The 22,673-nt window shown below is 47.1% G+C and carries 22 protein-coding genes; 7 read left to right on the plus strand and 15 right to left on the minus strand.

Going from position 1 to position 22,673, the window contains the following annotated elements; genetic code table 11:
- Nucleotides 1–100 precede the first annotated feature (100 nt).
- Complete coding sequence (locus CN378_RS06820; RefSeq protein ID WP_098351152.1) at nucleotides 101–1,123, plus strand: NADP-dependent oxidoreductase; 1,023 nt, start codon at nucleotides 101–103, stop codon at nucleotides 1,121–1,123.
- Between the two features lie 181 nt (nucleotides 1,124–1,304).
- A complete protein-coding gene (gene aldA, locus CN378_RS06825) occupies nucleotides 1,305–2,753 on the plus strand; it encodes an aldehyde dehydrogenase (protein WP_098351153.1) in 1,449 nt (482 codons plus the stop codon).
- A gap of 238 nt (nucleotides 2,754–2,991) precedes the next feature.
- Here the strand turns inward: aldA and CN378_RS06830 are convergent, their stop codons facing one another.
- Nucleotides 2,992–3,225, minus strand: coding sequence for a hypothetical protein (locus tag CN378_RS06830; protein ID WP_098351154.1), 234 nt, complete (start codon nucleotides 3,223–3,225; stop codon nucleotides 2,992–2,994).
- A gap of 209 nt (nucleotides 3,226–3,434) precedes the next feature.
- Here CN378_RS06830 and CN378_RS06835 point away from each other — a divergent pair, with 209 nt between their 5' ends.
- Nucleotides 3,435–4,235, plus strand: coding sequence for a VLRF1 family aeRF1-type release factor (locus CN378_RS06835; RefSeq protein WP_098351155.1), 801 nt, complete (start codon nucleotides 3,435–3,437; stop codon nucleotides 4,233–4,235).
- 121 nt (nucleotides 4,236–4,356) lie between these two features.
- Entirely contained in the window at nucleotides 4,357–4,644 is a 288-nt protein-coding gene (locus tag CN378_RS06840; RefSeq protein WP_079530780.1) for a hypothetical protein, read from the plus strand.
- A 52-nt stretch (nucleotides 4,645–4,696) separates the two neighbouring features.
- Here CN378_RS06840 and CN378_RS06845 read toward each other — a convergent pair whose 3' ends face one another.
- Nucleotides 4,697–6,655 carry a phospholipase D-like domain-containing protein gene (locus CN378_RS06845; protein WP_257141044.1) on the minus strand — a complete coding sequence of 653 codons (1,959 nt, stop codon included), beginning with the start codon at nucleotides 6,653–6,655 and terminating at the stop codon, nucleotides 4,697–4,699.
- Nucleotides 6,656–6,940: 285 nt separating this feature from the next.
- On the minus strand, nucleotides 6,941–7,744 hold the full coding sequence (locus tag CN378_RS06850; RefSeq protein ID WP_098351156.1) for an RDD family protein: 804 nt from the start codon (nucleotides 7,742–7,744) through the stop codon (nucleotides 6,941–6,943).
- 104 nt (nucleotides 7,745–7,848) lie between these two features.
- Between CN378_RS06850 and CN378_RS06855 the strand changes: the two genes are divergently transcribed.
- The gene (locus CN378_RS06855) at nucleotides 7,849–8,805 is read left to right on the plus strand and encodes a stage II sporulation protein M (protein WP_098351157.1); all 957 of its coding nucleotides are present in this window, start codon (nucleotides 7,849–7,851) and stop codon (nucleotides 8,803–8,805) included.
- Here CN378_RS06855 and CN378_RS06860 read toward each other — a convergent pair.
- The 11 genes from CN378_RS06860 to CN378_RS06910 all read right to left on the minus strand — a co-directional run bounded on the left by CN378_RS06860 (nucleotide 8,797) and on the right by CN378_RS06910 (nucleotide 19,607).
- Nucleotides 8,797–10,155, minus strand: coding sequence for a DUF58 domain-containing protein (locus tag CN378_RS06860; protein WP_257141045.1), 1,359 nt, complete (start codon nucleotides 10,153–10,155; stop codon nucleotides 8,797–8,799). The genes CN378_RS06855 and CN378_RS06860 overlap by 9 nt on opposite strands.
- A complete protein-coding gene (locus tag CN378_RS06865) occupies nucleotides 10,106–11,035 on the minus strand; it encodes an AAA family ATPase (protein WP_098351158.1) in 930 nt (309 codons plus the stop codon). Before CN378_RS06865 ends, CN378_RS06860 begins: the two co-directional genes overlap by 50 nt.
- Nucleotides 11,032–12,159 carry a DUF4350 domain-containing protein gene (locus CN378_RS06870; RefSeq protein WP_098351159.1) on the minus strand — a complete coding sequence of 376 codons (1,128 nt, stop codon included), beginning with the start codon at nucleotides 12,157–12,159 and terminating at the stop codon, nucleotides 11,032–11,034. Before CN378_RS06870 ends, CN378_RS06865 begins: the two co-directional genes overlap by 4 nt.
- A 36-nt stretch (nucleotides 12,160–12,195) precedes the next feature.
- Entirely contained in the window at nucleotides 12,196–12,825 is a 630-nt protein-coding gene (locus CN378_RS06875) for a DUF4129 domain-containing protein (RefSeq protein ID WP_098351160.1), read from the minus strand.
- A 63-nt stretch (nucleotides 12,826–12,888) separates the two neighbouring features.
- The gene (locus CN378_RS06880) at nucleotides 12,889–13,815 is read right to left on the minus strand and encodes a hypothetical protein (RefSeq protein WP_098351161.1); all 927 of its coding nucleotides are present in this window, start codon (nucleotides 13,813–13,815) and stop codon (nucleotides 12,889–12,891) included.
- Nucleotides 13,816–14,043: 228 nt separating this feature from the next.
- Nucleotides 14,044–14,676 carry a response regulator transcription factor gene (locus CN378_RS06885; protein ID WP_098351162.1) on the minus strand — a complete coding sequence of 211 codons (633 nt, stop codon included), beginning with the start codon at nucleotides 14,674–14,676 and terminating at the stop codon, nucleotides 14,044–14,046.
- Nucleotides 14,669–15,718 (minus strand): sensor histidine kinase, encoded by a 1,050-nt coding sequence (locus CN378_RS06890; protein WP_098351163.1) that lies wholly within the window; start codon nucleotides 15,716–15,718, stop codon nucleotides 14,669–14,671. Before CN378_RS06890 ends, CN378_RS06885 begins: the two co-directional genes overlap by 8 nt.
- Nucleotides 15,715–16,527 (minus strand): cell wall-active antibiotics response protein LiaF, encoded by an 813-nt coding sequence (gene liaF / locus CN378_RS06895; protein ID WP_257141046.1) that lies wholly within the window; start codon nucleotides 16,525–16,527, stop codon nucleotides 15,715–15,717. Before liaF ends, CN378_RS06890 begins: the two co-directional genes overlap by 4 nt.
- A 54-nt stretch (nucleotides 16,528–16,581) precedes the next feature.
- A complete protein-coding gene (locus tag CN378_RS06900; RefSeq protein ID WP_098351164.1) occupies nucleotides 16,582–17,235 on the minus strand; it encodes a PspA/IM30 family protein in 654 nt (217 codons plus the stop codon).
- 15 nt (nucleotides 17,236–17,250) lie between these two features.
- Complete coding sequence (locus CN378_RS06905) at nucleotides 17,251–17,595, minus strand: lmo0954 family membrane protein (RefSeq protein WP_098351165.1); 345 nt, start codon at nucleotides 17,593–17,595, stop codon at nucleotides 17,251–17,253.
- A gap of 221 nt (nucleotides 17,596–17,816) precedes the next feature.
- Nucleotides 17,817–19,607, minus strand: a complete 1,791-nt coding sequence (locus tag CN378_RS06910; protein ID WP_098351166.1) for a M3 family oligoendopeptidase — start codon at nucleotides 19,605–19,607, stop codon at nucleotides 17,817–17,819.
- Between the two features lie 213 nt (nucleotides 19,608–19,820).
- On the opposite strand from CN378_RS06910, the gene CN378_RS06915 reads away from it, so the two are divergent.
- Together CN378_RS06915 and CN378_RS22875 are read left to right on the plus strand one after the other, a co-directional pair.
- The gene (locus CN378_RS06915; protein WP_098351167.1) at nucleotides 19,821–20,540 is read left to right on the plus strand and encodes a tryptophan-rich sensory protein; all 720 of its coding nucleotides are present in this window, start codon (nucleotides 19,821–19,823) and stop codon (nucleotides 20,538–20,540) included.
- 68 nt (nucleotides 20,541–20,608) lie between these two features.
- The gene (locus CN378_RS22875; RefSeq protein ID WP_098351168.1) at nucleotides 20,609–20,743 is read left to right on the plus strand and encodes a hypothetical protein; all 135 of its coding nucleotides are present in this window, start codon (nucleotides 20,609–20,611) and stop codon (nucleotides 20,741–20,743) included.
- Nucleotides 20,744–20,757: 14 nt separating this feature from the next.
- On the opposite strand, the gene CN378_RS06925 is transcribed toward CN378_RS22875, so the two are convergent.
- Nucleotides 20,758–22,650 (minus strand): cation:proton antiporter, encoded by a 1,893-nt coding sequence (locus tag CN378_RS06925; RefSeq protein WP_179884833.1) that lies wholly within the window; start codon nucleotides 22,648–22,650, stop codon nucleotides 20,758–20,760.
- Nucleotides 22,651–22,673 lie beyond the last annotated feature (23 nt).

Genomic DNA, 22,673 nt, shown 5'->3' on the forward strand with positions numbered 1-22,673 from the left:
TCCTTTCTCAAGTGTTATTCTTTGTAGAATCCAAACTTTATGTGATAAGTTTCAAGTAACCGGAAAAAATAGTATAGCCAAATTAAGAGGAGGAATGTTTATGTTACCTGAAAAACAACAACAGATTCAATTAGTCTCCCGTCCTGAAGGAATGCCTGTTAAAGAGGATTTCCTTTACAAAGAAATCGAGGTTCCGAAGCCTTCCAAAGGAGAAGTATTAGTGAAGACCCTTTACCTTTCCGTTGATCCTTACATGCGTGGCAGAATGTCCGATGCCAAGTCGTATGTTGAACCCTTCCAATTAAATGAAGCGTTGGCCGGAGGAGCCCTTGGGGAAATCGTGGAGTCAGAATCCGAACACTTCCAAAAAGGGGATTTCGTAGTCGGCATGCTGCCCTGGCAGGAGTATTCCGTTGCGAATGAAAAAGAAGTCCGCTCCATCGATCCGAATGTTGCGCCCATCTCAACACACCTGAGCATACTCGGGATGACAGGTCTGACTGCTTATTTCGGATTAATGGACATCGGTCAGCCGAAAGAAGGCGAAACCGTTGTTGTATCCGGTGCTGCCGGTGCGGTGGGTTCTGTAGTCGGGCAAATCGCCAAGATCAAAGGAGCACGTGTCGTCGGGATCGCAGGCTCTGATGAAAAAGTGAGCTACCTGACTGATACACTCGGTTTCGACGAAGGAATCAACTACAAAACGACGGACAGTATCTACAAAGCGTTAAAAGAAGCATGTCCGGACGGCATCGACGTGTACTTTGAGAATGTCGGTGGGGAAATCGGTGACGCTGCCCTTAGTTTACTAAATAAACATGCACGTGTACCAGTATGCGGAGCCATTTCTTCTTATAATAAAACAGACCGTGACCTTGGACCACGCGTGCAAACGAAACTGATCAAAACAAGCGCGCTCATGAAAGGCTTTGTCGTCAACGACTATAATGACCGTTTCAAAGAAGGCGCTACTGAACTTGGTCAATGGCTGTCACAAGGAAAACTTCAATACGAAGAATCCATCACAGAAGGACTCGACAACGTAACCGATGCCTTCCTCGGCCTCTTCCAAGGAAAAAACATCGGCAAACAACTCGTCAAAATCGCCGACCCAAGCAAATAACCATTATGAGGGACGGACCTCCATTTTCACACCTGAAACCCTGTTATATCAGCGTTCAGGCAGGTGTGAAGGGTGTCCGTCCCTCTTTCATATGCACATCCTTATGTTTACTCCTCCCCATTGGACGGGAAAAGGTAGTGATATGTGATAGAACAGTACATTTCATTGAGGAGGAAATAACGTGAAGAAGTACCAGATGTATATTAATGGTGAGTTTGTTGATAGTACGTCCAAAGAGACGTGGGAGGTCATTAATCCGGCGAATGAGGAGAAGATTTCAACCATTCAGCTTGGATCGGAAGACGATGTCAATCACGCAGTAGATGTGGCCCATACGGCTTTCGCATCATGGAGTAAGGTCCCTTCCAAGGAACGGGCTTCGTATTTATATAAAATCGCTGATAAGCTTGAGGAACGACGGGATTCATTTGTACAAATGCTGACGGAGGAAAACGGAAAGACACTCGCTGCTTCTGAAGGCGAAGTCGATCTTGCCATCGAGTACTTCCGCTATATGGCGGGATGGGCGCTCCGTTATGAAGGTGAAATCCTTGAGAGTGAACGTTCCAACGAGAATATCCTCGTCTATAAGAAACCGATCGGTGTCGTCTCGGGAATCGTTCCGTGGAACTTCCCGATGTTCATCCTGGCAAGAAAAGTGGCCCCTGCGATCGTGACAGGTTGTACCATTGTCCTGAAACCAAGTCAGTATACGCCGAATACCGCATGTGAGTTTGCCAAGATCGTAGATGAAGTGGGACTTCCTAAAGGGGTCTTCAATCTTGTGACCGGGAAAGGCTCCGATATCGGTAACCCTATGTCCAGCCATCCTAAAGTGCGCATGGTGTCCATGACGGGAAGCTATCCGGCCGGTTCCAAGGTGATGGAGGCTGCATCAAAGTCCATCACGAAAATAAACCTTGAACTTGGCGGAAAGGCACCGGCCATCGTCACCAAACATGCCAATATTGATCTGGCTGTCGAGAAAATCAAAACATCCAGGATCACGAACTCCGGTCAGGCATGTACCAATGCCGAGCGGGTATATGTCCATGAGGATGTGGCAGAAGAATTCATCAGCAAAATGACGGATGCCATGAAAAACACTTCCGTCGGTGACCCGACAAACCGCGATAACGATATAGGGCCTCTCGTGAATAAAGATCGTCTGGAGACCGTGACGGAAATGGTCAACACTGCCGTCGAAAACGGGGCAAAAATCCTTACAGGTGGGAAACCGGTAAACGCAGAGAAAGGCTTCTATTATGAGCCTACCATTCTGGTTGATGTGAAACAGGATATGGATATCATCCAGGAGGAGATCTTCGGACCGGTCCTCCCGATCATGACGTACAAGGACTTTGATGAAGTGATCGAGCTTGCCAACGATACGGAATATGGTCTTTCGTCATCGATCTTCAGTGAGAACCTCCATGAAATCATGAGGGCCGCAAACGAACTTCAATACGGGGAGACCTTCGTCAACCGTGAAAACTTTGAAGCGATCAATGGGTTCCATGCCGGCCGGGGTCAATCCGGAATCGGAGGAGCAGACGGGAAACACGGACTGAATGAATACCTTGAAACACATGTTGTCTATCTTGAATATGATGAAAACTACAAAGGATAACGAAACGAAAAGCGTGGCCGCTATCACAATGATAGCGGCCACGCTTTTTCATTTGACATTTCCCTCCACAAAAAAAAGCCCTGTGACAGGACTTTTTCATAACCGATACCATAAAACACGATTTAAGAAATGATAAAGAAATTGGCTAAAGCAATTAATAATAGAATAATAGCAACACCTGAACTCATCCATAGAATGTCGTTGAAATCCATCTTCATATCCGCCATTTTATCTTTGTTTAGCAACGAACTTCACTCCCTTGAAGATTTTCGATAAAGCCGATGACTTTAAATAGGGATAGGTCTAATTTAGGATCCGTAGATGTGGAGCAGTTGGAGCATTCTATCTGGTTTACGTTCATCGTCGAACGGAATTCATTCGCACAACGTGTACACTCCAGTATATGTAAATCCTTTTTCTTTCCCTTACGATCAAATTGAATGCGCTCTCTTCCCTGGTTAATATAGCTCATCATATTCTCTCCCGTCGAATGTTATTTAGTACATATTTACCCGGTGTAGAGAACATAAAACATGATTTATCTGATTTCTTGGAGAAAAACGGTAAGCTGCACATCGAATAACTCCATTTCCAATTCATTCCCTTTTTTTCACAAAATGATGTTTAAACTGACTCTCATCCGTTTATATGAAAAGTAAGCATCCTATAAGGAGGAATTCCATGTCTTTTAACAAAACCTTAAGTGTTCTGGAAAATCTGTACTTGCAGAAGCCGGATAAATTATTGACGATCTACTTGAATACCGACCGCAGCGACCCTGATCAGCAGGGTGGAGAATGGAAGATCGCCCTCAAGAATGGGTTCAACCGGCTCGAAGAATATCTTGAAAGCGCACCGGAGGAAAAAGAAAGACTTCAAACGATACGTCCGAAGGTAGAAAACTATGTGCACAGCCTGGAACGTGAACTGCCGCGAAGTTTCATCATCTTCTCCTCAGCCGACAGCGGAATCTGGGAGACGTTCGAGCTGCAGGTCCCGGTTGAAACGAATTTCTATTGGGAAGAGAATCCTCATCTTGATCAACTCAAATCCCTTCATAGGGAGTATCCTTTCACGGGACTGGTGCTCCTTCAGCAAAATCAAATCAAAATCCTCACCTCCGCTTTCGGTGAAATCCAGTCAAGCGAGTTCATGGAGTTCGATTTGGAAACCGATGACTGGCGAAAGCATGAAGGACCGCATCATGCAGACGTCAGCATGGGAAGCGGCGGCGGTAAAGCCAATCAGCAGGAGGAATTCGAAAGCCGCTTGAAGGCCAATCAACAGCGCTGGTGGAAAAGTCTCGGCAGCATCCTCGACAAGAAGGCCGCGGATGAAAAATGGGAGCGGATCGTCCTCGTTGGGGATAAGGAAGAAGCCGCTGTATTGGAAGCAAGCATGAATAAAGAGATTCATGAAACAGTCGGGAAAAACTTGTTGAATGAGAATGAGCATAAGGTTGTAGAGAAACTGCTGGCATGATCATGAGAACCCGCCGTCTTATCAAAGACGGCGGGTTCTTTGTCTCCCAAAAAACAATTCCCCCTAAACAGGCACACCCCCCCCCTCTCATTCATACACTGAAATAAGGAGGTGTGTGTCCGTGCTTTCACGTATAAAATGGTTGTCCTTTTCGATTGAATTATTTCTGGCTGTCCCCATCTTTGGCAATATCGCCGGAGAATCGATTCCTTTTCTCCTCTGTTTAATAGCTCTGTGGCATGCGAGCGTATTGTACATTTCCAGGTCGGAAGATCAACCTATCCTCGGAAGTCTCCTTGGAATCCTGGCTTCTTTCCTGAACTTCTTCCCGATCATCCGATTGATTGCCCATGCGATCACTGCAATTGTCCTTATTTTTGAAATCCAGAAAGCTCCCGGGATGGAGTAACCCAGGAAAAAAAGGGATGATCCCCTGCAAGAAGGATCATCCCTTTCCCTTTTTATTGCACAACTCCGCCGGCATTTACATATCTGGCATTGAACTCCTGCAGGAATTGGTTCGTAATGGCATCGTCATGGATGATGAGCATATTTTCATCATTCACATTATTGCCGTTTTCACTCCAGTTGGTCGATCCCACAATGACCGTTGGATCACTGTTTGTGTCCGCGTCGATAAGCATCGTTTTGGCATGAAGCTTGCGGCTTTCATTGGCTGCGTAGACAGGTGCAGGATTCGCCCAGCGCGTGTTCGGGTTATTCGTACTCGTTTGGGTGGCCGTTCTTCCGGTCATTTCAATGCTTGCGGACCACCATTGGTTCCAGAAGCTTGGATCGAATACGCCTTTTACATCAAATCCTGTCAGCGTTCCCTGGTTATCTCCATAGCTTCCTTCCCATTTGTTCTTCAGTTCATCCACCAGTGCCTGATCACTCCAGGCGAAAATGGTGAAGTACGCATTTTCGTCCGCTTCCGTTTTCACGAGATCCGTCATGCGTCCGACAGCATCATCACCTGAGGAGAAATAGATTTCTACCGTATCGCCACCGATGGTCAGGGTATGAGGCGTATTATCGATTTTGCGGGTACTGAAATTGGAAACCGTATTATCCGGCGTGGTCGTCCCGCTTCCCCACATTTCTTCAAATTCCGTTTTATAAATAGAGGCAAGCTCAGGTGAATGGACCTCTACGACATGCTGTTGATTTCCGTCGAGAATCCCTTGATTCATGTTCTCTTCAGAGCCATAAAGTCCTGTCACCGTAAAGTTCCAGCTTCCCGTAAAGACCCATTTGCCGTCGATCACGGCAAATTTATTATGCATTTGATTACCTGGAGAATAATAACTGTCCGTGTCTTTCCATTCCCCTTCGACAAACATATATCCTGTTGTCGCCGTACTTCCGACTGTCACATCACGATACGGGAAATCATCGAAGTTCGCGGGTAATTGATAAGCCGCACGCTTCGTTGCATCTTCTACGACAAACATCGGGGAATCAGATAAAATATGGGCATCGTCCCCTGTACCGACTACTCCATCCTGTCCGCGAACAAGCCTTTCCAAGTATAAGCGCATCGTCTCATATCGTTCTGCATAGTGAGGATCACTCCCATCCTTCGCATCAGCGAGAATGCGCACGTCCACCCCTTGAGCTGCTTTTTCCATTAACGCATCCACCACCCGTGGCAGATTGATTTCATACGTGGCGAAATCGATTGACGTTGTCGCTGCATTCAAGCGGTTCAATAAGCGATCCTCCAGGTTGACATTGTAATTGGCTTCGTTACCAGGCATCGCGTATTGAGTGGACGCACTTTTATTGAAATAGACATTGATGGCACCAAGCTCCTCACTCACATTGGTGAGGGATTCGCTGCCATTACCGGCAGGCGTCGTAGAATTAGCGGCTTTCGGTGTCCCGAATCCGCCTTCATATGAAGAAGTTGCTGTACTCCAGTTCGTCGAAACCGTGCCACTGACAGATGGATCCATTCGGGCCATCGTGGCTTTCGTGGTGTTGTCACCTGCATACCATCCATCCACTTCATCGATGATGGCACCGGAAGCATCCTTCAAATAGAGGACTTCATTGGAATTCCCAAGGCTTCCTGTATAAATCTGATCGGCTGTAACGGATGAAATCGTGCCATCGCCCGTTCTCTCCAGTAAGAAATAATCCTGTGCCGCAACCGTCCCGCTTAAGGCAATGCTCGGTGAACCGTCCTCTGCTTCAAGCGTCCAACCATCTAGAACAAGATCCGTTGAAGATGGGTTATGGAGTTCCATCCATTCATTATTGTAGGAACCCGTCGTCCCCATCCATGCCACTTCATTGATGACGGCTGTCTGAGTGGCCGCTTCCACGCTCTTATTCATTCCCTGTGGCTGAATCAGTCCTCCCGTCAGTAAAAACAGGATACTGATGATCGATAGTGATACCTTTTTTGTCCTCATGCCCTTTCCCCTTTCAGAATGCAAATATATTAAAATGATTACAGTACAAGTATATTTTGTCGCATTTTGTAATGGAAGGGGAGAATGGGCATGATTTTTCTAACCATTTTGTAAATTTTGTAGATTCAGTGTAAATCGATATCACTATATTCCTACTAGTTTTACTTTATTTACTAATAGATTTGGTCTATATGGAAAGAAGCCTTTAGTTATTAGGAAAGAATCTTATTCAGGTACAAAGACCCAATAAAAAAAACGGCAAAGCCTTCTTCAGACTCTGCCGTTTTACCATTCGATTTCCCATTCCTCCCTCAATGCCAAATAGAGAAGGAGAAGCGTGTTTTCCAGTTCTTCATAGGTCTTGCCTTCCATATCCATTCCCAGTTTCGGAAACAGGATATCGGCCAATTTTTGGCTTAATTGATTTCGCTCTGAAAGGGGTAGCTGCAGGAAACGGTTGGCGTACGTCCTGACCAGGTTCCATTCTTTCGTACCAAGCTGCTTCAGAGTCCATTCTTCGACTGACAGGTCTTCCTGCCTGAGCCCTCGCTGCCGGATTTCTTTTTCGATGGCTTTCTCTTTTCTCTTCCCTTTGACCCGTCGTTCATGCACGACGATGGTTCCTGCCACGATGTCACCCAGCCGTTTGTGCTTGGAGTGAAGGAAGATCATGATCATTCCGAGAAAATAGGAGACCGGGAGCATGTCGATGATTCTCATCAGATTACGGATGAAGCAGGATAGTAGTGTGACACTGTGTCCATTCTCCTGTATCACGCGGATGCCCAACATCCGTTTTCCCACTGTTTTTCCTCCCCAGAAGTACTCCAGTGCGAAGAAATATCCCCAGTTAATGACGAAGATGGTGATCAAGAAGAACCCCAGGAGAACGGAGTTGAAATCGAACATATTTAGTTTCAGGTTATCGTCTGCCAGGGCGAAAAACAGGAGCACCACAATCAAAATATTCACGATGGTCAAGATGATTTGATCGATCATAAGGGCCGCAGCACGGCTTCCAAGTCCCGCAGGCTGAAATTTCAGGGATACATATTCGGGCGTCCGGATATCGACCTGTTCTTCATGCATATCCATCCCCTCCTTTTGGTTGAATTTACCTTTAATAGTTTCTATTTATTTCTAAACTTACTATAATAAGAGATAAGAAATCCAATGAACGAGTAGGTGTCACAATGAAAGTGAAGCAATTTGTCAAACAGCACCGGGATGATTGGAAGGCTCTTGAGGATCACCTCGGAACGTTGCGAAAAAGAAAGAATATGACGGGAACGTCCATCGATCAGTTCAATCGCCTCTATCAAAAGGCTGCCCAGAATTTATCGTACAGCCAGACCTATTTCCCCGAAGAAGAAGTGACGGATTATTTAAATGGACTCGTGTCGAAATCTCATAATCTCTTTTATAAAGATCAGATCACGAGCGGAAAGCAAATCCGGCATTTTTTCTCCACCACGTTTATCGGTCTCCTTCTCGATCAATGGAAATTCGTTGTCCTGGCAATGGTCTTGTTTACGATCGGTGCAATGGGTGCCTTTCTTTCCGTTGTGAATGATCCCCTGCACCTTTATTCCATCCTCCCCCCTGAAATGTCTCAGGGAGTGGATCCCGGTAATCTGGGAAAAAGTGATGGGGAAGTGAATTCTTCCATCATGTCCGCTGCCATCATGACCAATAATATCAAAGTGGCCTTCCTTGCTTTTGCAGGCGGTGTCACGTTCGGCTTATTGACGATGTATATGCTTGTTTACAACGGCATCATAGTCGGTGCCCTTACCGCCGTCTTCTGGCATCAGGGAATGAGCTACGAATTCTGGGCATATATCGTCCCCCACGGCATGATCGAGCTTACAGCCATTTTCATTGCCGGCGGTGCGGGATTGTTGATGGGCTATAAGCTTTTTGTACCGGGACGCTTCACGCGGGGATATCAATTGAAGGAGCAGGCGAAACGATCCGTCCAGCTCCTTCTCGGTACGATCCCGCTATTTGTCATCGCCGGGTTCATCGAAGGCTTCATCACGCCGGCTGCGATCTCCCTCCCTGCCAAGTACATGGTCGCTCTGTTGACGGTTGCCGGGCTGTTTCTCTATGTGGCCATCGGTAAGCTCCGACTCAGCAGGCTACACTAATCCGCGGTTCATCAAATCTATATAGTACGAAACGGCGGTCGTTGCCAGTTTCTCTTCCCGGGCCTCCACCATCAGGAGGCCCTGCTTTTCCCACTTGGACTTCTCCCTCTTTTTGACGAGCATCTGCTTTTGGGCCATACTCTTCATCATCGCCTGTATCTCGTCAACCGGCTCCGACTTGATCCTTCTTACCAACATGTCATCTTCTATCCCGATCATTAAAAAGAGATGCTGCCTGCGCAGGCGCTGCAAATAATAGAGAGCATTATCTTCATGGAGGAATGTGTGGATATCGCTGAATAATAACAGCAGACTCCGTTTCTTCTGGACCGTCTGGACGTAATGGAGGACGGCAGCGTAATTGGATTCCGCCGCGTCCACCTCGAGATGATAAATGCGGTGGAGGATGGTCTGGAGATGCGCCATCCCTTTGGCAGGCGGGATGTAGACCTTCACATTCTTACTGAAAGCGAGGACCGAAACATAGTCCCCGTTCTGAAGGGCAGCCGCCGTGACGGTCATGGCGGCTTCAAGGGACCTCTCCAGCCGGTTCCCTTTCTCAAGCTCCGCCCCCATCATCCGGCCGCAATCAATGAGAATCGTAATATACTTTCCATGCTCAGGTTCATATTCATTCGTCATCACTTCTCTGAGCTTTGCCGTTTGACGCCAGTTGATCTTTCTTGGATCATCCCCGACGACGTAATTCCTGATTTTCGAGAACTCCCCTGCCCCACTCTGCATCTTCCGGATTTTCACCCCTTCATACAGTAAAAACCGCTGGGCATCTTCGAGTACCTTTCTTGTTTCAGTGAGATCGGGGATGACTTTCACCATATCCATCGTTTCCACGGTTTTTTGTTTCTCCCATAGTCCCAGTGAGCTCCGGTAGCGAAAATAGAGCCTGGTTAACTCATAGTCCCCCCGTACAGGGGTCACCACATCGTAAAAGGGCTTAGCAGTTGAATGTCCGGATAGCTTCCCTTCAAGTGGGAATGTGGCTTGAAAGCTTTGCGGTGTCCCGTCCAAGAGACGATACGACATATCCCGATCCGATGTGTTATGGATCGTTAATTCCACCGTATAATCAAGTCCCCTTTCCATTTGATCAGGGATGCTCCTCTTTACTTCAATATTCTTCTTTGAAGGAGAGAACGTTAAATCGATGAGACTCAAAACGAGAAACAAAGCATTCAGTATAAAGATCCATATCCACGACAGCCCAACCAGCGTGCCTGCAAAAAGGATAACAGAAAAGCATGCGTACACGATCAGCAGCCGCCCAGTTGGCAGGATCCCCTTATCTTGGAACAGTAATCGACCCAATAAGCTCCTGGATGACTTGGTCAATGGTCAGTCCCTCCAATTCTACATGCGGGGATAGCTGGATGCGATGTCTGAGGGCAGGTCTTGCCACCATCTTGATATCATCAGGGGTGACATAGTCCCGCCCTGACAGATAGGCCCATGACCTGCCTGCCTTCCCGATGGAAATGGCCGCCCGTGTACTTGCGCCGAAGCGGATCGTCTCCGTTTCCCGGGTTTTCCTGACAATTTGCATGATATAATCCAATACCGCGTCGCTCAGGGTGACATCCTCGATTTCCTTCCTGATGGATAAGAAGGTTTCAATGTCGAGGACCGCCCCCACTTCACTCCGGTCAACATGATTCTCGATCACCTGTTTTAAAACCGATTTCTCTTCTTCAAATGAAGGGAAATCAATATCGAGCTTGAACAGGAATCGGTCCTGCTGAGCTTCAGGAAGCGGGTAGGTACCTTCGAATTCAATCGGATTCTGGGTTGCCACCACAAAGAATACCTCTTCAAGGGGGTACGTCGATCCTTGGATCGTCACCTGTTTTTCTTCCATGGCTTCAAGGAGTGCCGCCTGGGTCTTCGCCGGTGTACGGTTGATTTCATCGGCTAAGAGGACGTTGGTGAAAATCGGTCCCTTGATCGTTTGGAAACGGTTGTCCTTCATGTTATAAATCGTACTTCCCGTTATGTCACTCGGCAGCAGGTCCGGGGTGAATTGAATCCGGTTAAAGCTTCCTCCAAGCAAACGGGACAATGTTTTGACCATTTGGGTCTTCCCGGTGCCCGGGACCCCTTCGATCAATACATGTCCTCCTGCGAGAATCGAAGACAGCAAGAGTTTAAGATTCGTCCCCTGTCCTACGATGCGCTCTTCAAATATCTCCATTAAGGATGTGATTTCTGGTTTCAACGATCCTCCACCTCTTTCCTGAATAATTCTATTCTTTTCGACCACATGATATATTCCTGTTTACTGATTCTTTCTTTATTCAGCACACCTTTCATCCCCATTAAAAAGGAGGCGATGTCCTTTTCGGAAACGGTTTGCAGTCTCCGTTCCAGCGGTTCTTTCAAGTCCCCCCACTCTTTACTCGTCGGGATCCCCCACCGTTCCTGGAACAGGAGTCTTACATAATCAGACTGGATCAGAAGGGAAGCCTTGTACTGTTTCCCTTTCAAGTACCACGCTGAAAGGGCCTTGATTCGCTCATCGCTGAACCGGACCGTTTCCTCCCGGGGGGTGAGGATTCCCCCGAACCGTTTCCCCTGCATCCATAGCCCGAGTAAAGTGAAGATGGCTGATTGAAGAAGCAGGAGCAATAGCCATTGCGGATATAGTGTCGCAAGGGGTGCCCCGCTTTCTCCGCCGTGGAGGAATTCATCAAACAGGATGGTCCCCTCTTCTGCACCACCTTCTTTTAACAAAAGAAGAATCAGAGAAAGATGATCCTTCTCCAGGATCCTTCCGTTCGTCATCCAGGCAGGTGTGGTGGAAACAATGAGTGACCCCTGACCTACGTCCGTTTTGTAGGCGATTGTTCCGTCCACATCATCCAGGAGGACCTTATCTCCCGCCTCTTCCTCAAGGCGGACGCCTGATAAAGTTTCCGTTTCATATGTATTTCCTTTTCCGTCACGTACAAGGGGAAGAATGGGGCTGTCTATCATTTCCGTCTTGATATCGAACATCCCTTTTGGATTATCCTTCAGAAGGAGGATGGTATTTCCCCGCCTCATGAAATCCTCGTATTCTTCCATTTCTTCCTGATCCGGGACTGTAAAGGGCTCCGCCATGATCAAAAGCTGGCCGGTTTCTTTTTTAGACAACCGGTCAGGTGAAAGGGACCATCTGGAAATGGCACCCCCTTCGTTTTCCAAATAGGTGTAAAGGGCCTTTACACCAGTTGGCGAGGGGGATTCTGATACATAGGCCGGATACTCCTTCAGCTTTTCCGGAGAAAGAAAGACCCCGATCACGATGAATACACCAAGAAGACCCACCAGGGGGATCCACCTTTTTATAGTTAACTTCAATGCCCGATCCTACCTCCTTTCCCTTACACTATCCATCTATGAATCTCCATTTTCCAACCAGCTGCGGGCTTCCTGTTTATAGTGAAGATACTCCTCTTTATCCACTTCACGTTCACCATACGCAACCTTGTCGAATAGCAGGGCAAGCCGGTAGAATCGATCCGCCCATCCTTGATTCACTTTACGCAGTTCGTCGTAATACTCCCAGTTCGTCTTCCACACGCGTGCCTCCAGATACTCCCTTTCATGAAAGTACAGAAGCAATGCCAGGAACATGTGACGGGTAGCTCTCGTATAATCACCCAGGTCCTCCTGCTTACGGGCTTCCTCAAGATGCTTTGTATAGGACCACTCCATCTCGTTCATGGATTGAAGGGGCTTGTTCGAACGGAACCTGCGCCTTCTCACCCCGTTTCGCACCGCATTGAATGCTATGATGAGAAGGATGCCCACAACGATGACAATGAGTGTGATCAGGATCCCCGATGCCGCCCCGCCTGTCGGTTCAAGAGAAGGGTCAATGTTTCCGAGCAGATCCCGGATCCATTCCTTTGCCTTTTCCCACATCCTTGACAGCAGATCCTGATGATCCTGAAGGTAGGCTTTGTATTCTTCCCCTTCCAGGATTTCTTCGAGTTGATCCCTCGCTCTGTTTTCATTCAACACTTTCTTCACCTGGCTTTCAGATCAAAAGCCCGGAACCCCGGGCCAGACTGGATACTTCCTTGGTTAAACCCTATGATAGTCATCAATCATTTCATTTAAATCATCCGCGTCGTGTCTTGTCTTCAGGTCAAAGAACATCACTCCAAAACCAACAGCGAACAACATCGTCGTAAATAATGTCACCACATTGAGGATCATCCCGTATAAAACACTGTTCCCCAATACCAGGCCGAACGTCAATTCAAATGCGGTACTGACGATCCCAATGATCAGGCCGAACACAATATATAATCCAATGATGGTGAATGTGCGCTTTTTCGTCAGTCTCCAGCTTCTTCCAAGTCCTGGTGCGTCATGCTCAATAGCCGCCGCCCCCAGATAGAAGCTCCATCGTGTCAACAAATAAGCGACTACAGCCGCAATGAGGAGGAATAAGACGATGATCGTAATGATTATCCCAACCCCTGTATCAAACATGGCAGCACTGAATACCCCTGCGATCCCGATCGTGAAAACAGGGACAAATATGAAACCAAATACGATCAATCCAAATAGGATACTGCTTCCGATGATCGGCCAAAAACGGGAGAATGCTTCTTTGATGACCAGCTTGACCGAGTAGTCTTCATTTTTCCTCATATGATTCAGTGTGAATAATATCGCCGCCTGGGCGATCGGTGACAGAATCATTGTGATAAGACCAATCAGTGCCGCGCCGAGTTCCGCTCCCACATTCACAGCCGGCCCTTCCTCAGGTGAAAACTCTCCTGAAAAGCTGTTGACAATTCCTTCAAACCAGGTTTCCCCTGACCCTGTCGTTCTAAAAAAACTGACTCCCGACGCAAGATCAATGAGAGCCTGCAACAAATAGACAGGTCCCAATAACACAAGGACAATCAGGAAAAAATCTTTGAAATGATTCTTACTTAGTCGAAATGTATGATCCAGTATTTCACCAAATCGTTTAGGTTTACTGAATTGTGCGTTCATATTCTGATCCTCCACTGCTTATTTTTCAAATTTTTACAATATATCGCTTATTTTAACATTATTCCTCCTTCTGTTAATGAAATATTTGTCATTTTTCTGCACTTATTTACTCACAGCATCTTACTTCAATTCATATGGTTCCATTTACTTTTTTATTGCTTCCTGCTTCCTTCTTTATATACGAAAAAGTGACCCAAAAAGTTTTCTTTTTGGGTCACTTTTTTATCTTTATTTAGCCAGATCATGTTTAAAGGCATAGATGACGGCCTGGGTCCGGTCCTGTACGCCGAGCTTGGAGAGGATGTTGCTCACATGGGTTTTCACTGTTTTCAGGGCAATGAATAATTCATCGGCGATTTCCTGATTCGTTTTTCCCTGCGTCATAAGAAGGAGGATTTCAAGCTCCCGGTTCGTCAATTCCTCATGGGGATGAGAAACGGTCTTCTGCCTCATCCGTGTCATCATCTTCCCCGTCACTTCGGGTTCGAGGATCGACTGGCCGTTATGGGTTTTGCGAACCGCTTCTGCGATTTCACTTGCTTTCGAGGTTTTCAGCATATAGCTGACGGCTCCCGCTTCAAGGGCAGGATACACCTTATCATCATCGAGGAAACTTGTGACGATGATGATCTTCGCGTCCGGCCATTCCTGGATGATTTCCTTCGTCGCCTGGATGCCATCCATTTCTTTCATGACAAGGTCCATCAGGATGATATCCGGCCGCAGTTCAAGGGCCAGTTGGACGCCTTCCTTACCGTCCGATGCTTCACCTACGACATCGATATCCGCCTGGGCAGACAGATAAGAAGACACCCCGATCCTCACCATTTCATGATCATCGACAAATACTACTTTAATCATTCTTATCACCTTCATTCTCTACAACGGGAACCTTCACTTCCAAGCGCGTCCCCTTATTTGGCACACTGATGACTTTAAACGTCCCACCGATTTCAATGGCCCGCTCCCTCATATTCTGAAGGCCATACGAGCTCGTCACCTTCGATTCATTTACATCAAACCCCAGGCCATCATCCACCACCCTCAATATGATGATCGATTCCCTCTTAATGAGGCGGATGTCGAGGGAAGTCGCTTTGGCATGGCGAAGCGTGTTCGAAACCGACTCCTGCAAAATCCGGAACAAATGATCTTCGATTCCTTTATCAAGGCTCATGTCCTCGATTTTCCATTCGATATCAAGAGGGACTTTCTGAGCTAATTCGACCAAGAGCTCCTTCATTCCTTCTTGAAGATTCTTTCCTTTTAACGCCACGGGGCGAAGGTGGAGGAGGAGCGCCCTCATCTCTAGCTGCGATTGATGGATCATCTGCTCCACCATTCCCAGCTGCTTCTCTTCATGGGGGGTCCTGTGGGGGGAGGGTGTCTCCGTAATCGCCGACATGAGCATCGACGCAGCGAACAGCTGCTGACTGACCGAGTCATGCAATTCCCTCGCCAAGCGATTCCGCTCCTGAGATACGATTTCCTGTATCCTCTTTTCCTGCTCCTCGGCTTTTTCATTGGCAAGCTTCTGGGAGTACCGGGCTTGATCGGTTAGATGCTTCCCAAGGGCTTCGACCTTTTTCCACACCTGCTGCACCTCGGAGGTTGCCGTTTCAGGGATGGTGATCGTGCGCCCTTGCTCCACATGATGGAGGGCATCTTCCATTTCCCGCAGCTGCCGCTTATCCTTCAAGCCGCTCCGGATACCGAAAACAATCCCGATCACAATACTGAACACGAGAATAAACCCTGCTCCTGGGATATCCATGATTTCTACTTCCCATAAAAGAGACCAATCCTGTAACGGATATAAATAGAAGAAGGAAAAGGATAAAAATAACACCATGACAAGAGAAAAGAGGATACCTGCAACGACCTGCTTACTGACCGTACTCATATTCTCTTCACCTCAAGATCCCCAATCCACATGGAGGTGATGATCTTCACCCTCTGGACCGCCTCATCATATCCCGGTGTTTGATAATAGAGGGACTGATTGATCGCTTTCGGCTCCACTTCATCAAAAATCTCAATGGATCCCGCCAGGACCGAGTGATGCACACTCACTTCCACGTCATATGGGATGAGTATCTCGATATTCCCCAGTATATTCCGGATCGATACAACGGAAGTACCCTTTGGTAGAACCGTATTCCCGATGTCGATGACCGAATCCCCGATGACGCCCTGGATGTTGATATCATTCCATTCGTATACATCATCCGATGTCCGCTTCGGACCGAACCATTCATTCTGAAGAGCCGATCTTTTCATGATGAGTGGTTCATGACTCTGCGTAAATGTTTCCTTGATGGACGGCGTGATGTACTTCGGATGTTTCTTCGAATCGGCGAAACGTACAATGATAAATAGAAGGATACCGAATAACAAAAATTTAAACGCGACCGTATTGAAAATATTGATCGCTAAACTGATGATCCCGAACCACAGCAGGATCTTCCCCGACGTCCTCGGCAGCTTTTTACGTCCAATATAGATGCAGAATGCCGCAATGGATAGAAAGACGAGAACCCCCCCATCATAAAAGGAGACTTCCAGCAGTATAAGTAATGTCCCGATTAAGATGATCCAACTGATTCCGTCAGAGCGTAAGCGATTGAACATGGGGGTCCCTCCTTTCCGGTTATGTATGTAACGTCCCGCAACCGGCTCAAATCCTATGATAAAACGGGGTGAACCCTTCATGGGCTCCCCCTTTTTTTACGTTATCGTGTTTTTCTCCATTTAGAATACCATGTTTCAGGACGGAATGGCTTCTGTTTCCTCATTTTTCATTTCTTTTTCCAATTTGGCGATCTTCGCGTCAATCGTATTCCGGTAATAGGAAGAATTCACACCGTGCTCCAGTTGATCTAAGTATGTTTCAATTTCATCAAACTTAGAGAACGCCTCATTATTGTAACCTGAAGATGACTCAAGGACTGAATTCATCTTATTATGGGCGCGGGCAATGTTTTCCCTGCCCATCAGCTCCATCCTCTTGATGTACATATCCTTTAGCTTGTGCTTCATTTCTTCATATTTCCGTTCAAGCTCTTCTAGCTCTTTTGTCGCTTGCAGCTTGGATTCCTGGATGCGCACGGCACGTTCTTCATAGTATTTTTGTTCCTGAAGGGCAAATTCATACAGGCCTTCTTCGCTTGCTTTGGACGCTACCTCTGCCTGATACTTGCGTTTGTCGGCTAAAACGGAAGCCTGTTGATACTCTTTCTGAAACTCTTCTTTTAGTAGATACTGCCTTTCGACAAGCTTTCTTACCTTTTCCACTTCCTGCTCACATTGCCTTAAGTAATGATTCAGGACGGCAATCGGATTTTTCTTTTCCTTTTTATCAATTGCTTCGTGAAGGTCTGACATGACGGTATTCTTCAATCGTTGAAATAAATTTGCCATTGTTACATCTCTCCTTTAGTTTTTTAATTGTGACCATTCTCTTTCAAAGTTCGTGAAAGGGTCAGATGATTTTTCTTCTATCATGACTTCTTCTTTTTTCCAATTCTTATAAATGACATACAGTACATACAGAGCAACCAATCCGATGATGGCCGGGAAGTTTGATACGGTTGCACTGAATGCTGCAAGGCCGATCAACGCCCATAAGATCTTTTTACCCGTCGAATCTGTTTTGATAAAGCCTTTGAAGCTGTAGTACATGATCACTAACGAAATCGCCAGCCCTACAATCGGTCCTAAATTGGCAAGCAGTACAATCGCTGCAATCCCTCCAGCTAAAAGCAATCCGAATTTCTTCATATGTTGTTGCCTCCTTTCTTCTTCATGTCTCTATCCTACCTATTTTCCGGATTTCCCATAACGAGCCGGAGCTTTATTTTCGAATCAGACTTGAGGCTTAGGGGTGGTAGGACCGGGTGTATACGGGGATGGGGCGTTGCGGGGGATGTTGCGAACTCGATATCCCCCACCCAAACAAAAGGTCCGTCCCTCATATCCAGGGACGGACCTCAATCCTATGCTTATTTGTTTGTCAGTTCGAGGAATTCTTCCACGTCGGCGATGCAGAGGCGGATGCCTTTTTCCCAGAAGGCTTCTTTGGTGATGTCTTCTCCCAGGTGCTTCATGGCAAGGTCTTCTACGTTCATGACGGCTGTGTCACGGAGCAGGGCCATATATTTCTCTTCATAGCTTTCGCCGGACTCCAGTGCCTTCGCGTAAATGCTCAGTGAGAACAGGTAGCCGAATGTATACGGGAAGTTATAGAAAGGCACTCCCGTGATATAGAAATGGAGCTTCGAGGCCCAGAATCGCGGGTGGACCTCACCAAGGGAATCAGCGAATGCTTCCTTCTGGGCTTCCCCCATCAGGTCGTTCAACGTATCGACAGATACGATCCCTTTTTTGCGCGCTTCATAGAAACTGGTTTCGAATAAGAAGCGTGCATGGATGTTCATGAAGAATGCGACGCTCCGCTGAAGTTTATCTTCGACGAGTGCAATCTTTTCCTCCTTCGTTTCCGCTTCCTTCACGGCTGCATCTGCCACGATCATCTCCGCAAAAGTGGAGGCCGTTTCCGCGACATTCATGGCGTAGTTTCGGTTCAATGTATGCATTGGCTTTAACGCATGGGAATGGAACGCATGCCCCAATTCATGGGCAAGTGTCGAAACATTCGACATCGAGCCTGAGTACGTCATGAAGATCCGTGATTGATCGCTTAATGGGAATGATGTACAGAAGCCGCCGGGACGTTTTCCAGAACGGTCCTCTGCTTCGATCCACTCATCTTCAAATGCTTTCTTTGCAAATCCGGCCATCTCACTGCCAAAGCGGGAGAACTGTTTCAGAATGAATTTCGCTCCTTCATCGTATGACATCGTACTCGTCGATTCTGCCACCGGAGCGTCCAGGTCATACCAGTCCAGTTTGTCCTTGCCGATCAATTTCGCTTTCCGGTCCAGGTACTGGACGAAAGGCTTTTTGTTTTTGCTGATGGCCCCCCACATGGCATCGAGGGTTTCCTGCTTCATTCGGTTGTATTCAAGGGGCTCCTTCATCAACTCATCCCAGCCCCGCTTTTTATACACATTCAAGCGGAAGCCGCCAAGGTGATTAAGGGTTCGGGCAAAGAGCTCCTCATTCTGTTCCCACGCCCCCTCTAATTTGTCAAAAACCTCTTTGCGTGTTTTCGGATCCGGACTTGACAGCAGATTGTTGGCCTGTCCCACCGACAGTGTTTTACCGTCGTGAGTGATGTCCATCGCCCCGATGATCGTGTCGTACATCTGTCCCCAGCCGTGATAGCCATCGACGGCCAGCGCCTGAATCAAGGATTCTTCCGTACTTGAAAGCTTATCCTTCGCTTTTTGTCTCCACTCATTCAGCACAAACGAAATCTCATTCAGTTTTTCGTGCTTCAGCAAATCTTCCCATACTCCTTCTGTGCAATCGGAAAGCTGCTGCTGAAACTTCGTGAATGTAGAAGAAAAGTCAGCGCTCAGGCTTGTCACTTCGCCGCGGAGAGAATCGGCCTTCCGGTCATGCATGTTCTGAGCTTCCAGACAGCTGACAAATGCACCCGCCTGCCGCAAATACAGCATCACTTCCTTCGCTTCTTCAATGAGCTGCCACACAAGATCAGCATCATTTGCCGATTGAGGAGGATGGAACGCAAGAGCATTCTCCGCGAATTCATCCTTCTTCTTTTCCAATGCATCAAGGTGCTTCCTGAATTCCGGTGATTCACTTCCACCTTTGAAAAAAACATCTAAATTCCAAACATTCGAATATGTATGAGTTGTATGGTCCATAATGTCCCCCTATATGTTTGTGTAAATTGTCCCTATCCTATTTCTAATTCTCGATAAATCTTCTAAATCCTCCCTCTTCTTTTACGATTCCTTATACCCAAACTGTCATCACTTGGTTTTTAAACGGATAATAGTGGAATAGTATATAGCAAACAATAGTTCTCGAAGGGCCTCCCTTCGTGCATCATCATTCCATTCAAAGGGGGATACACAATGAAGTTGATTTTGAATATTTTAGCTTTCGCTTTAGTGATCGTGATGAATACGCTCGCTGTCACCTTGCCTTTGAATAATCAATCCACGGCAGAAATCAGTGACCGGCTGGACATCATGATCACGCCTGCGGGCTACGTCTTTTCCATATGGAGCCTGATTTATCTCCTCCTCGCCATCTGGATCATCCGTCAATTCCCCAAAGCGAGGCGTGAACTCCCGCTTTATCAGGAAACAAGCGGTCTATTTGTCCTCAGCTGCCTTTTGAATTCAGGATGGATCCTGGTATGGCACTATAATTATTTTCTCGTTTCCGTGTTTGTGATGCTCGGACTTTTATTAACCCTCATCGCCCTGTATAAACGGGTGAAGAGCACAGGTCCATCCCTCTTGGATTCGGCCCCTTTCTCGATTTATCTAGGATGGATTTCAATCGCTACGATTGTAAACATCACCTATTATTTGACGGATATCGGCTGGAACGGATTCGGGATATCCGACCTGGTGTGGGCGTACCTTGGATTGGCCGTCGCAACGGCTCTTGCCTTCTGGTTCCGCATCACACAGCATGATAAGCTATATCCACTCGTCTTTGTGTGGGCCTTTATCGGCATCGGAGTGAAGAACATGGCAGATCACTCCGCTTATTCCTATACAGCCTACGCCCTCGCCGTCATCATCCTTATCTTTGACCTGGTCTACAGACGTACAGGCAAGTAAAAGGAAGGTCCGTCCCTCCGTATAGAAACACCCCCTATGACTTACATTAAGTGATAGGGGGTGTTTGGATGAATCAGCCTAAAAGAAATGTAACGAAATCAGGGACGGACATTGATGAAGTGAAGCGTCAGAACGCACATTCAGGTCTGACGTATAATCAAGTGAAGCAGCTGCTGGGGGAACGATTTACGGGTAAAAAGTAAAAGAAAGCGCCGACTCAGTCGGTGCTTTCTTTCTGTTGGTCTTTCTTCTTTTTGTCTTCTTTCGCTTTTGTTTCCCGCTGGACATTCAGCTTCTCTTGAATCTTATTGACTTCCTTACAAGGCTGGGTCAGGCTGACAATCACATCTCCCTGCTCAATCTTTGGCGAGGCGCCTTCGGTGAAGAATTCGATCCTTCCCGTTGGTTTATGAGCAAACATTAATAAGGTATGTTCATCCCGCTCTTTTAAATATTCTTCAAAGGTGTATTTTTCCGTAATATTCGTTTTCCTGAAGACGTCCCCTCGCTCGATGCGTTTATTCAATTCTTCCCACGTTACATGGTTTTGGAATAGAATGCGGCCTCCGATGGTATGGACCATGTCTTCCAGGTCATCATCCCGCTGACTGCGTAGACTGAGCTGAAATAAATTATTCCGTCCGATTTCAGGGACGAAGGTCGTACAAACAAGGGCGTTATACGAATCAAGCTCCGTCGCGGCGATCATATACTCATATGGAGTCATGTCCAAATAATATTCGGTTTGCTCTGACAGGATTTCCCCCCTGTAAAACGGGATCCCGGCTTTTCTCACTGAAAACAACCGCTGCCAGGATGAATCTGTTATCAGCACAGGGATCTTCATATCCTGTAGGGTTTTGGCAAACTCGGTACTGAATTTGCTTCCACCGACAATCATGATCCCCGGCTGTTCACTGATGGCCAGGTCGAGCTTTTTCGCCAGCCATTTAATCGAGAATCCGTGTGCACATACGGTGGAGAATACAAGGGCAAAGGTCAGGGATGTCAGGATGGCGGCATCTTCAAATCCCTTTTCCAATAAGACCGACGCAAAGTAACTTGAAACGGTCAAAGCGACGATCCCCCGCGGTGCAATCCATCCGACAAGGATTTTCTCCCTGACGGAGAGGTCCGTCCCTATCGTGGAGAGCCAAATGGAGATTGGCCGCACGATGAATAGCATCAGGAGGACGAAGGCAACGATGTTCCAATTGAAGATCTGGAACAGGGTCTCGACGGTTAAGGAAGCCGTCAGCATCACGAATATGGTCGATATGAGCAGCACCGAAATGTTCTCTTTAAAATGACGCATATCGTCGATGGATGAAATATGCATATTCGCTAATGTCATCCCCATGGCCGTTACGGCAAGGAGGCCGGTTTCATGAGTGATATGATCTGAGATCGTGAAACAGGCCAGGACCAGGGCAAACACCACAGGTGACTTAAGGAATTCCGGAACATGTCCATTTTCAAAGATAAAGCCGGTGAATTTCCCAAGCGCCCATCCAAATACGACGGCAAACAGGGAAGCGGCAAAGAAAAGTAATAAAGTAAGTCCCGTTACATCATCACTAATTAAAAAGTTGATGATTTCAAAGGCAAATACAGCAATCAATGCGCCGAAGGGATCGACGACGATTCCTTCCCACTTCAGAATCGCTGCAGGTCTGGGTTTAAGCTTTGCCTGCCTTAATAGGGGGAGGATGACCGTTGGACCGGTTACGATGAATAACCCACCGATCACAAAGGCAACGGCCCAGGATAAACCGGCTACATAATGGGCTCCGAGAGATCCCAGTATCCAGGCAAGGAGGGCTCCGATCGTGACAATCCTGAAGACCGGTTTTCCAAGTCCCCTCACTTCACGAAAATCAAGGTTCAGGCTCCCTTCAAATAGTATGATGGCAACAGCCATTGATATGATGGGTTTAAATACTTCCCCGAAATCGTCCTTTGGATTGATGAGGCCGAAGATCGGACCGACGAGCAATCCTACAATCGACATGACCACGATGGCTGGAAGCCTGAATCTCCAGGCCACCCATTGGGAAGCGATCCCCAGTACTCCGACTAACATGATGTTGAATAAAATAGAATCGATCATAGCTTTCTCCTTTGAGGGTTTGA

The sequence above is a fragment of the Bacillus sp. AFS015802 genome, from assembly GCF_002561455.1.
GTDB lineage: Bacteria > Bacillota > Bacilli > Bacillales > Bacillaceae_B > Rossellomorea.